The organism is Chitinivorax tropicus (assembly GCF_014202905.1).
GTDB classification, from domain to species: Bacteria; Pseudomonadota; Gammaproteobacteria; order Burkholderiales; family SCOH01; genus Chitinivorax; species Chitinivorax tropicus.
In genome coordinates, this window is the sequence record NZ_JACHHY010000014.1 from 89639 (window position 1) to 101732 (window position 12094).

Here is a 12094-nt window from a genome sequence, read left to right on the forward strand (position 1 = left end):
TCTGGCCGGTGCAGACAAAACAATGGCTGCCAAGGCAGCCATTGTTGTTTTGGGACGGCGCGCTGGGTTTAGCGTTCGTTTGGGTCCAGATAGAATGCGCCGGGCAGCAACGCGCCTGCCGTGGTGATCTCGACATCCTGCTTCAAATTGGTCAATACCACTTCCATGGCGGGGGTGCCCATTTCGATCATCACCTGACGGCATGCGCCGCAGGGTGCAATCGGGCCGTCAGTATCACCAATCACCGCGATGGTTTTGAAATCGCCAGGGCGGCAGCCTGCGGCAATAGCGCTGAACAGGGCAGTGCGCTCAGCACAGTTGCACAGGCCATAGGATGCATTCTCAACGTTGCAGCCGTGGAAGACCCGGCCATCATGTGTCAGCACAGCAGCCCCGACCAGGAAGCGTGAATACGGGGCGTAGGCTTTCTGGCGGGCTTGGGTGGCTTCTTGGATCAGTTGTTGTTGGTTCATGATGTTCTCAAAGTGGGTTGGCGGACAGATCGATCAGGCGATTTGAAAATGTCCGGTTTGGCTGCGCATCAGCATGGCATGGCCATCGGTGAACGGTGCAAGATCAAACCATTGGGCAATGCTTTGCCCGACATCGGCAAAGGTGTTGCGGATGCCCAGGCTGCCAGTGGGGATCTGCTTGCCATGAATCAAGACCGGCACATGTTCCCGAGTATGATCAGAGCCCGGCCAGGTTGGGTCGCAGCCATGGTCGGCAGACAGGATCAGCACATCGTCTTCGCGCAGGCTGGTTAGGCATGCGGGCAGGCGGCTGTCGAAATACTCCAGGCCGTTGGCATAGCCTGCCACATCCCGGCGGTGGCCATAGTTTTGGTCGAAATCGACGAAGTTGGTCATGATGATGCTGTGATCCGGTGTTTGTTGCATGGCGGCCAATGTGGCGTCCCACAGCGCGTCGAGACCAGTTGCTTTGATGGTTTGTGTGATGCCGACCTGGGCAAAGATGTCAGCGATCTTGCCAATGGAAACCACTTGGCCACCGGCCTCGGCCAGCTTCTGCAGCACTGTTGGCGCGGGTGGTGGCACGGCCAGATCGTGTCGGTTGCCTGTGCGCTTGAAGTGCTTGGCATCTTGCCCTACAAAGGGGCGGGCGATCACACGGCAGATGTTGTAGCGATCGACTTCTTCGCGGGCGATTTCACATAAGGCATAGAGGCGATCCAGGCCGAAGGTATCCTCATGGCAGGCGATCTGGAACACTGAATCCGCCGAGGTGTAGAAGATCGGCTTGCCGGTGGCCATGTGGGCCTCGCCCAGCTCCTCCAGAATAGTGGTGCCGGATGCGTGGCAGTTACCCAGATAACCGGGCAGACCCGCCCGCTTTACCAGGGCATCGAGCAGGGCGGGTGGAAAGGTGTCGGTGGGTTTGTCGAAATAACCCCAGTCCGACAGCACCGGCACCCCGGCCAGCTCCCAGTGCCCGGATGGGGTGTCTTTGCCGGATGACTGCTCGCGGGCTGCCGCATAGGCACCGATCAAGGCGGGGCTGGCAGACAGGCCAGCAGGTAACGCCCCGCTGGCTGCTTGGCAGGCCAAGCCGATTCCCAGCTGCTCCAGATGGGGAATCCGCAATGGGCCTTGGCGACCGACATCGGCTTTGCCTTCCGCACACCAGGCCGCGATGTGGCCCAAGGTATTGGCCCCCTGATCGCCAAAGCGATGGGCATCTGGCGTGGCGCCGATGCCTAGCGAATCCATGATCAGGAAAATGACGCGCATGGTGGGTTCCTAAAAAGTAAACGGGTGCCCGGCGATCAGGCTGCCGGGCGGTTTGGGCTGGTGGCCTGTTCAGCTGATTTCACGATACACCGGGGCGGGTAGGGCCGGTGCCGTTTCCGCAACTTGGTATGCAGCCAGCACTTCGTCCACGGCCAGTGCGGCGGACTGCGCGTCGCGGGCATGCACCAAGGCAATCGTCTGCCCGGCTTCGACTGCTTGCCCCAGCTCTGCCAGATCCGTCAAACCAACCGAATAGTCGATGCCATCTTCCGCGCGGTGTCGGCCACCACCCAGCCCGACGACCGCCAAACCCAACCCTCGGCAGTTGACACGATGGATGAAGCCTGTGGCAGGCGCTTTGACCGGTACGGTCACGGCGGCCTGTGCCAGGTGCCGATCCGGCGCTTCCAACAGGTCGCTCGGGCCGCCCAGATTGGCCACCATGCGTGCAAAACGTTCTGCTGCCTCTCCTGAATCCAACGCTTGTTGCAGCTTGGCATGCGCTTCGACGTTGTCTGTTGCCAGGCCGGTCATCACCAGCATCTTGGCGGACAGCGCCATGGTCACCTCATGCAGGCGGGCTGGGCGGTGCTTGCCGGTCAGGTAATCGATGGTGCAGCGGATTTCGATGGCGTTGCCCGCACATGGGGCCAGGGATTGGTTCATGTCGGTGAGCAGGGCGGCGGTCTTCATGCCAGCGCCGTTGCCCACGTTGACAATGCTTTCTGCCAGCTCGACAGATTTTTCGAAAGTAGGCATGAAGGCGCCCGAGCCTGCCTTGACATCCATCACCAGCGCATCCAGCCCGGCGGAGAGCTTCTTGGAGAGGATCGAGGCAGTGATCATGGCGACGGATTCGACGGTGGCGGTCACATCCCGCACTGCATAGACGCGCTTGTCCGCTGGCGCCAGTTGTGCGGTCTGGCCGATGATGACACAACCGATCTCCTTCACCAGCCGGCGGAAAGTGTCGGTGTCAGGTGCGGTGTTATAGCCTGGGATGGCGTCCAGCTTGTCGAGGGTGCCGCCGGTATGCCCCAGCCCGCGCCCGGAGATCATGGGCACAAAGCCACCGCATGCCGCCACCATTGGGCCTAGTAACAAGGAGGTCAGATCACCGACGCCACCGGTGGAGTGTTTGTCCACCACTGGGCCGGGGAGATTCAACGAACGCCATTCCAGCACTTGGCCGGAATCACGCATGGCTCGGGTCAGCGCTACGCGTTCCGGCACGGTCATATCGTTGAAAAACACCGCCATGGCCAATGCGGCGATCTGACTGTCGGTGACTTGCCCTGCCGTGATGCCCTGGACAAATGCCTGGATATCGGCATCGCTGAGAGCAAGACCATCACGCTTTTTACGAATGACTTCCTGTGGCAGAAACATACTGGCTCCTTGATTGAAACACCGATCGTGGGCGATTCAAACAAAAAACCTGCCACGACCGGGAAGTTGATTAATATTGGCCACCACCACTGGCCGCTGGCTGATGCCCCAGCGTATTCAGCAGGCTTCCAAGCAAGCTGGATGCGCCAAAACGGAAGGTGGCGGGGCTGACCCAGCCCAACCCCATGATGCGGTCGGCCAGGGCAAGGTAGGCCGCAGCATCCGCAGCGGAGCGCACGCCCCCTGCGGCTTTGAAGCCGACCGGCCTGCCACTGTCACGAATCACTTGCAGCATGATTTCTGCGGCGTCCAGCGTGGCGTTGACAGGTACCTTGCCGGTTGAGGTCTTGATGAAATGCGCCCCGGCCCCGATGGCAATCTCGCTGGCTTGACGAATCAATGCAGGTGCTTGCAGCTCACCGCTTTCGATGATCACCTTCAGCACCTTGTCGGCCATCACCGCCCGACATTGCTCAACCAGCTGACGACCGATCTCGGCATCGCCCGCCATCAGCGCACGGTATGGGAAGACCACATCGATTTCATCGGCACCAGCTGCAATCGCCGCCTGGGTTTCCGCAACTGCCTGTGCGATGTCGGTGCCCCCTGCTGGAAAGTTGGTCACCACGGCAACCGGTAGGTTCAATCCCTGCTCGGCCAAGCTGGCCTTGGTGGTGCCCAGAAAGCGCGGAAACACGCACAGGGCGGCTGGCGTGCCGACGGGTGTTTGGGCCGTGGCTACAAACCGACGGATGGATTCATCGGTGTCGCTGTCGTTCAGCGACGTCAGATCCATCAGATGCAGCGCCCGTAGCGCTGCTTCTGTCAATTGATTGGAGGTGAGTTCACTCATGATGGCCTCATTCGTCAGTGCATGGACAGGAACAGACCAGCAATGGTGGCGCTCATCAGGTTCGACAGGGTGCCAGCGGCAACGACACGCAGGCCATAACGGGCAACCTCAGAACGACGCTCAGGCGCGACCACGCTGAAACCACCGGTCAGAATGGCAATGGATGAGAAATTAGCAAAACCACACAGGGCAAACGACAGAATGCCCAATGTGCGAGGGTCCAGTGCCGTCAGACCGGCAGCGGTGACCTCTGCCGCATCTTTCAGATACGGCGACAAGCTCACATAGGCAACGAATTCGTTCAGAATCATCTTCTGGCCGATGAAGTTGCCGGCAATGGTGGCTTGCTCCCATGGCACTCCGATCAACCAGGCCAAGGGCGAGAACGCATAGCCCATCAGGCTTTCCAGATTGATGCCGGTAAAGCCGAGATACCCGGCAATGCCCCCTACGATGCCATTCAGCACGGCGATGAGGCCAATGAAGGCAATCAGCATGGCGCCGACATTGACAGCGATCTTCAAGCCGACGACCGCGCCTGAAGCGGCGGCTTCGATGGCGTTGGCAGGGCGGGTTTCGTCAAAGCTGACCTGATCGATCACCACTTGGCTGGGCTCGACCGAGGGGCAGATGATCTTGGCAAACAACAAGCCGCCCGGCACGGCCATGAACGACGCTGCAATCAGGTATTCCATCTTGACACCCAGCCCGGCGTAACCTGCCAGCACCGACCCGGCAACAGCCGCCATCCCGCTGGACATGACGGCAAACAGCTCCGGGCCATTCATCTGACGGACAAAAGGCTTCACCACGGCGGGCATTTCACTTTGCCCCAGGAAGATGGTGGTCACGGCGGAGAATGATTCGATCCGGCTGACGCCCAGCAATTTTTGGAACAGAACGCCCAGGCCGGTCACGATCCAGCGCATCACGCCCATGTAGTACAACACAGAGATGAAGGCGGTGACGAAGATGATCATCGGCAGCACGCGGAGCCCAAAGACAAAACCGTTGTTGCCAAAGACTTCAAACATCTTCTTATCCACCAGGCCGGCGAACAGGAAGGAAATACCGTGGTTACCGTATTCCAGCACGTGATTTACCGCGTTGGCGGCAGTTGCCAGCGCATCCTTGCCCATCGGCACGAACAGCACCAGGGCGCCAATGGCAAATTGCACAGCCAGGGCGGCAAAGACTACACGGGCGCGGATGGCCTTGCGGTTGTTTGAAATGGCGAAAGCGAGCAGCAACAAGACTGCAACGCCCACCAGACTACGGGCGATATCCATAATGAGAACGTCTCCTGGGGAATGTCAGTGGAGCATTGCCAATCGTCGATACCATACCACGTCCATGTGATTGGCGGCTTTGATCTCTGCCAATTTGCATGATGTCTGCATGGCATCGAAATGATGGATGTTATCGATCACAATGCTCTGTTTTCAAGGCGATCTGGGACAACAAGAATCTAACAATCGCTTGCTTTTGGCGGGGCGAAGTATACGCCTCATCGGCGCATTTGGGTGAATCGAGACGCAAACGTTTGCGCAAATGGGCAATCGGACACTGTTGCCCGTCCGCGCTGAGGAACAGCACGCTCGGATCTGCTTGATTCCATAAGCCAATACTGGCATGCCGCGCACACAATGCACCTGATGCGGGCGGTGTGATCACCCTCGCATCAGGTCATCGATGCGCGCTTTCAATGGGCCAGCAGGCTGCGATCCCAGTCGGGCTGGACCAGTGCATGTGTATAGCGCGTCTGGCGGCGCTGCCAGAACAGCGAGCCCGCCCAGCGTTGTTCTTCGCCATACCAGAAATCCAGATGCCGTTGGTATCGATTGGCGATATTGGTCAGCTCACGTTGATAGTCAGCCAGTGCAGTCGGGTCGCCTTGCAACATGCGATGGGTGGCGTTGGCGGCGGCCAGCCCGGTGTATAAAGCGTTGAACAGCCCCTGTGATGAGAGGGGGTTGAAACTGAGCGCCGCGTCACCCACTGCAAACCAACGTGGCCCGGCACCCGGGGTGAGGATGGCGGAATGTGCTGCTGTCAGTTTGATCTCATCTTGACTGGTGAAGCCGCTGCTTTTGAGAAGCGAGCCCACGGTCTCCAGGCGCATGGCCTGCTGCTTCAGCCAGCTGCTGGTGCGCATGGCCCGTGCAGCGGGCAGGTCGCTGTCTGTATGAAACGCCAATACCCGCTGTTGATCAGGCAGTGATGCGGTGTACCACCAGCCTGCGGCGGTGGATTCGATAAGGGACCGGGTGTCGGCTGTTGGGTGGGGGTCTCGCCCATACAGCCATCCACAGACCAGCTTGTCCTGTTTCTGCTGGCGAGCCCCCAGCTTACGCGCCAAGTTTGCAGAGCGGCCACTGGCATCGATCAAGATACGAGCCTGTGCCCGGCATGCCCCCGCTGCAGTATTGAGCTGGACTGTCCACCCATCCGGGTGGGCTGTGACACCTGTCATGATGCTGGTTGTCAACAATGCAGCCCCACGATCGAGCGCATGCTGTCGCAACCAGCGCTCGAATTTCGCGCGTTCCAGGTGCCAACCATGGCCGTTCGGTGTATGCAGGAAGCCTTGCTCAGTAGCGATGCCATTCCAGGCCGACCGGTTGCCATCACTCGGTGCATAGCCCTGGCACTGAAAATCCTCCCACAGACCCATATTGGCCAACAGGCGGGATGCTGCCGATGGCAGCGATTCGCCAATGCGTGGGGTGGGGGTGGCCAGACGCTCCACCATCAGCACATCACACGTGCCTGCCAGATTCAAAGCGGCAGTCGCCCCCGCTGGGCCGGCGCCCAGTATCAGAACATCGGTCCTCAGCATGATCTACCCCCAGTTCACACTTAAAGGACGTGCGTTGTTGGATTGGTTCCGATCGATGATCTCAAGTCGTGTTGCTGTCAACGGTGGCGTAATGAACATCGCCTGACTGGCGAAAAGCAGAGCGGGTGCTGTCCAGCACATGGCCGGTTGGCGAGATGCGTCAGGATGATCTGCTCTGGACTGGGGAGCACTGGGCCAAGCCTGGATGTAGTTGGCGAGGGTGATGTGTGGGAGGCTGCACCGGCGGCTTACAGCGCCGATCCGCCTGGCTAAGGTCATCTGCTGGGGGGTTCCGGCGGCGGAACGCAGACCAGTTTTGACAATCTGGGTATCACTGGGCAGGACGTGAGCAGTAGACATGACAACTCCTCCTTCCACAACGGTTGATTTTGGATTGCCTGGATTGCACTATCGACCATAGATGCATATTTATCCAGATTTAATTACCTGTTACGCCGATATAGGTAGGTATCCAGATCCATCCAATTCTCAGATGATGATGCCTACAAAGCCCAATCTGATCAGGTGTGGTGATGGCACCCAATGCGCAAAAAAACATAGCCCATTGCTGGGCTATGTCAATTCACATAAGTCTCAGCCGTCGCCCAAAACCTTGCAATACTGATCATGCAAGGTCTGGGACATGCGTTGCCTTAGCGATAGTAGCGCAGAGCGCCGCGGACGGCCTTTTCAGCATCCAGGAAGCCCCAGCCAGATTTGTTATCAAAGCTGTAGTCAAACCAAGGTGTCTGAGGATCATCCATATCGATGGTGGGCCCGAAACTCAGCGTAGTCTTGACCATATAGGCTGGCAGATTCATCCGGGACGCACTTTGCATCAATGCAACGATACCTGCTGCATGAGGAGCCGCAGCAGAGGTACCTTGGAAGTTGGGCTTCCCATCGCCATCACGATCAACACCGAAGAAGCTGGTGTTGGCGCGATGTGGAGACATGAAGTCTGGCTTACCAGTCTGATAAGGCCGCACTGGGTTGCCGTTGGCATCGCGGGTAAAGGCAAAGCCACCTACAGCTGACAGCTCCCAAGGACGTGGGCCTGTTGGCAGATTGATCTGATCATAGTTCACCGCGCCCACGGCCAGGATGTGTGGTGAGTTGGCATGGCCTAGGATGGTAGATTTGTTGAAGTGCCGACGATCCAGCTCGGCAGGTGTATTGCCTTGATCGTATACGAAAATCTTGAATTTGCCGGGCATGCCACCTTTGCCGTCAGCCCAGCGACCAAAGCCAAGGTAGAATGTCTGTGGCTTCCTTTCAGTCTCCGGCCATGATGGGAACAGGTTTTCCAGTGGATCGCCATTGATGTTGTTGCTGGTGCTTTGGTACACGACATTGCGGCCTTCCGGATCGGCGAACCAGAACATGTCCAGATCAGATGCGGAACCCTGGCGATTCAGGCTGGCAGAGGCAAAAGGCTCATCCCATTGCAGCATGATGGCAATCGACGAATCAGGGCGCAGTGTGACGGGAATGGTTGCAGCACCATTGCCCCAGTCATGCAGCTCCCATTTTCCCACCGACACCGGTGTGCCGTCGTCGCCCATTCTGAAGAGTTCAGACGCTTTGAGGGGGGTGTATACGCCTTCTGCGGAATTGTTGCTCTCGTTACCTGCAGAGGTGAGGGTGACGGCGTTGTACTGGCGCATGACATCACTGGCAGCACGGGAGATTGCGCCTTCTTGGAACCAGGGTGCGCCAAACCAGGTGACGTCATCAACAATCACAGTCGCGCCGGCTTTGGCCAGCTGGCGGATACCTTCGGCATGATCAGCTTCGTTGTCTGCAGAATAGAAGGCCAGGTTGGCACCGGGAGCGATGTCGTGCACGATTTCCAACATGGCGCGGCCTTCGTCGCTTTTGAATTTTGAGCTGCTTTCCTTGAGTACCTTCACCGGGGTCAAGTGACCATAAGGGTTGCCGACGCCAGGCAGTTCACCATTGGCAATGCCTTTTTCGGCGCCTTTTCTGATATCAAAAGAGTCACTGATCACGCCGACCGTGGCACCTTTTCCATCCACTTTGTAACGTAGGCGAGCTTGATCGCTACGCTGCCCTGCATCACCTTGCGATACTACGCCGGTGGTGCTGGATTGAGCGGCTGCATTGACTCGACCACCGAGGGCCTGGCGTACGAAACGGGCATTTGTCAGTTTGTTCAGGTTGCCCAATGCACTGGGGGCGATCGTGCCGGTGATGATATTGCCGCTTTGGCGGAGCTGTGTAGCACCAGCGCTTGTCAGCTCTTGCATCAGCGCGGCATCTTTGTCTTTGGAGGGCGCCATGGCTTCAATCCGAACCAGGCCGTTTTCCAATGCTGGCAGGTTAAGGCGGGCGGTGGCTGCCTGCGGTGCATCCATTGCTGCTTTGGCGCCCATGCGAGTCGGTGCCGGATTGGCTTGTTTAGCCAACAATTGGAGATTGGGGTCAACGAACCCGATCGCTTGCTTGGGAGGCAAGACCGCCGCCTGCGGCGTGATTTGGATCTGATCAGCAGCGTTTGCACCACTGGTCATGATTGTCAACAAGGATAATGCGACAGCAATCGGTTTGGGATTGATGGTCATCATACGAACAGGTCCTCTTAATAAAAGCGCGGTGTCGTGGAATGGATTGCCCACAACGGTTGTCAAATTGGCCTGTGAGTATGTTCTGCCTGGTGAGTCCATCCGCTTACGGGACGGAGAACTGGAAGAACCACCAACCTCAAGGCCTATCTAGCATTGCCATGTGTTTCACTTCAAATTTGCACGCTTTCCTGAATATGGGAAGCGACTACTTCATCAGTGCGTCAGATGCATATGACATATGTTGACATGGTTTGAATGAATTTGGAATATTTTGTGAGATAAATTTCGCACAAAATTTTTGAAGAAGTTACAAATTGATGATGGATGTCAAGCCAGGACTTTAGTTCCGGAGAGGGCTGGCGGGAGGGTGTGGTGGCAGAGGGGGAGGTGGGTGCCGGTGCTGGTCAGCACCGGTTGTGAGACTGGATCATTGGGAGCTGGCGATGCGTCATGAGTTGGCTTCGTCTAACATCAGCATCGGCTCGCCGTCCATTGTGATGTAGCGCAAAGCTGTGCCCAGAAACACACGATGAATGGCGTCATCTTTTCCTGCGTCGAGGGTTTCAAATTCGACAATCGTCCGATTCAGCTCATCCAGAATCGGCATGATCTGGCGTGATGCAGCCAAAAAGACTTGTTGGGCAGATTCGCGTGTCATGTTGTGCCCATAGTCGCAAGACAGCAGGCCACTCACAGGGGCTTGGTGTTGAAACTGTGCTGGGCGTTGGGCGATGCTCATGGCCTCATAGACCATTTGTGCGGCGATACGCAGGGTTGCGATGTGATTCCCTTGGCGTTTGACATGGCTGCAATCATCGGTGCTGACCACGCGATCCTGCTCATCCAGTACCGCAAGTTGCAGCCGCAGCCATTCATCCAGTACGGTTCTTGGGCGGACTTCCTGGCAGAGCGACTCGACCAGTGCCTCCCACGAAACCTCGCCGCCCATATGACGCGTTCTGGGCAGGGGTTTTTTCTTGCCATGTTCATCCAGAAACTGGGGCAGCGAAGACCATTGTCGGCTGATGAGCCAGTTCAGATTAGGTTTCGGTGGCTCCGCTGGGCCTTCTTCACGCAGCTGGCGTACATCGCGCCGTGACAGCCCGGTCAACATGGCAATCCGGCTATCTGAGTTGGGCTTGCCTTTGATCGGCGCATAATGCTTGGCTTCGTTGAAGAATGCCTGCTTGTTCATGCTGTTGAGCGTCTGATGTGGAATGCCATAACTGATGGCAACCCTTGCCAGGGCGCGTAGTGCCGTTTGCATGATATGCAAGACTTCTGCGTTGCTGGACGGGTCGTCTATGCTGGCAGTGGCTAAATTCGTTTGGCTCATGATGGCGTGGGGCAGTGCCGGATGACTGCGCGATGAGTTGGTTGCGATGGGCGGCAGTCTAAGCGATCAAGTGCTGATGGGCAAACTTCTGCGAATGGGTAAGTGACTGTCAGCGGTCGGGTATTGACTGATGATCACGTCGCTGTGCAGCCATGGAGCAAGATCTGCGTGGCCATGATGTATGCAATGGTGCTTTGAAAATATACTGCCAGTTAAGACATTGGCATCCGGTTGGCCATGAATTGCCAGTTGGGTGATCTGCCCAGGCCAAGATCATAGGCACTGGTTTGCCAGCTGGTGATACATAGGGATGCCGACCAGCACGTTGAATGGAAATGTGATGCCCAGGGCCATGCCCAAGTACAAGGAGGGGTTGGCCTCGGGAATGGCCAGCCGCAGGGCGGCGGGTACGGCGATGTAGGATGCGCTGGCGGCCAGTGTCATCAGCAAGATGGCGTTGCCGACCGTGATGTCCAACATATTGCACAAACCCAGTGCGACTGCCGCGTGGAGGAGAGGGGCCGCCAAGGCATAACCGACAATCGGCAGGGCTTGTCGCCGTAGCCTGGGAAACTGCCGTGCGGCCAAGAGGCCCATGTCGAGCATGAAAAAGGCCAGCATGCCTTTGAACAGCTCGCCTGAAAAGGGCTGCATGGCAGCTTTGCCAGTATCGCCGGTGATGAAGGCGATCAGCATGGCTCCCAACAGTAGCAGCTGTGCACCGTCCGTGACGGATTCATGCAAGATTTTACCCAGCGGCAGGCCGACTTGGGCAGGGTTGCCCATCAGCACTGCCGTGCCTTGATCGTTGATCTGGATCGCCGCAGCTTGCTGCGCGCGCAGACGGTTGGCGAGCAGTACGCCTATGAAAATGGCGGGTGATTCCATCAATGCCATGGCGGCGACCATATAGCCCCCAAAGTCGATGCCATGATTGTCGAGATATTGCGTTGCGGTGATGAAGGTCACTGCGCTGACCGAGCCATAGGCTGCTGCCAGCGCAGCTGCGTCAAAGCCACCTACCAAACGGCGTAGCAGGGGATAGCTGAGCAGGGGTATGGCTATCGCCATGCTGACGGCGATAGCCAGATGGGTGGCGACATCAGGCACCAGGCCGGAATGGGCCAACGCAAAGCCACCTTTCAGACCCAGCGCCATCAGCAGATAAAGCGATAGGAAACGGGAAATGGCGGGGGGGATTTCCAGATTGGATTTCACCACGCCGGCGAAAAGGCCAAATGCGAAAAACAGGATGGTGGGGTCAAGCAGGCTGGACATGGGCGGGCTCCGATTTCCGCGCATTGTAAGCTTGGTTATCGATCAGTAAAATTAGATTAT

9 protein-coding genes are annotated in these 12094 nt (G+C 57.7%); all 9 read right to left on the minus strand.

Annotated elements, in window-relative coordinates; translation table 11 throughout:
- Nucleotides 1–68 precede the first annotated feature (68 nt).
- Entirely contained in the window at nucleotides 69–473 is a 405-nt protein-coding gene (locus tag HNQ59_RS12035; protein WP_184039573.1) for a cytidine deaminase, read from the minus strand.
- A gap of 33 nt (nucleotides 474–506) precedes the next feature.
- Nucleotides 507–1751 carry a phosphopentomutase gene (locus tag HNQ59_RS12040; protein ID WP_184039576.1) on the minus strand — a complete coding sequence of 415 codons (1245 nt, stop codon included), beginning with the start codon at nucleotides 1749–1751 and terminating at the stop codon, nucleotides 507–509.
- Nucleotides 1752–1820: 69 nt separating this feature from the next.
- Nucleotides 1821–3140, minus strand: a complete 1320-nt coding sequence (gene deoA, locus HNQ59_RS12045; RefSeq protein ID WP_184039579.1) for a thymidine phosphorylase — start codon at nucleotides 3138–3140, stop codon at nucleotides 1821–1823.
- A gap of 70 nt (nucleotides 3141–3210) precedes the next feature.
- Nucleotides 3211–3993, minus strand: a complete 783-nt coding sequence (deoC, locus tag HNQ59_RS12050) for a deoxyribose-phosphate aldolase (RefSeq protein WP_184039582.1) — start codon at nucleotides 3991–3993, stop codon at nucleotides 3211–3213.
- A gap of 14 nt (nucleotides 3994–4007) precedes the next feature.
- Nucleotides 4008–5282 (minus strand): NupC/NupG family nucleoside CNT transporter, encoded by a 1275-nt coding sequence (locus HNQ59_RS12055; protein WP_184039585.1) that lies wholly within the window; start codon nucleotides 5280–5282, stop codon nucleotides 4008–4010.
- 413 nt (nucleotides 5283–5695) lie between these two features.
- The gene (locus tag HNQ59_RS12060; protein WP_184039587.1) at nucleotides 5696–6832 is read right to left on the minus strand and encodes a tryptophan 7-halogenase; all 1137 of its coding nucleotides are present in this window, start codon (nucleotides 6830–6832) and stop codon (nucleotides 5696–5698) included.
- 653 nt (nucleotides 6833–7485) lie between these two features.
- Complete coding sequence (locus HNQ59_RS12065; protein WP_184039589.1) at nucleotides 7486–9420, minus strand: S8 family peptidase; 1935 nt, start codon at nucleotides 9418–9420, stop codon at nucleotides 7486–7488.
- A gap of 448 nt (nucleotides 9421–9868) precedes the next feature.
- Entirely contained in the window at nucleotides 9869–10687 is an 819-nt protein-coding gene (locus HNQ59_RS12070; RefSeq protein WP_184039591.1) for a DUF6502 family protein, read from the minus strand.
- Nucleotides 10688–11029: 342 nt separating this feature from the next.
- Nucleotides 11030–12034 (minus strand): sodium-dependent bicarbonate transport family permease, encoded by a 1005-nt coding sequence (locus tag HNQ59_RS12075; RefSeq protein WP_184039593.1) that lies wholly within the window; start codon nucleotides 12032–12034, stop codon nucleotides 11030–11032.
- Nucleotides 12035–12094 lie beyond the last annotated feature (60 nt).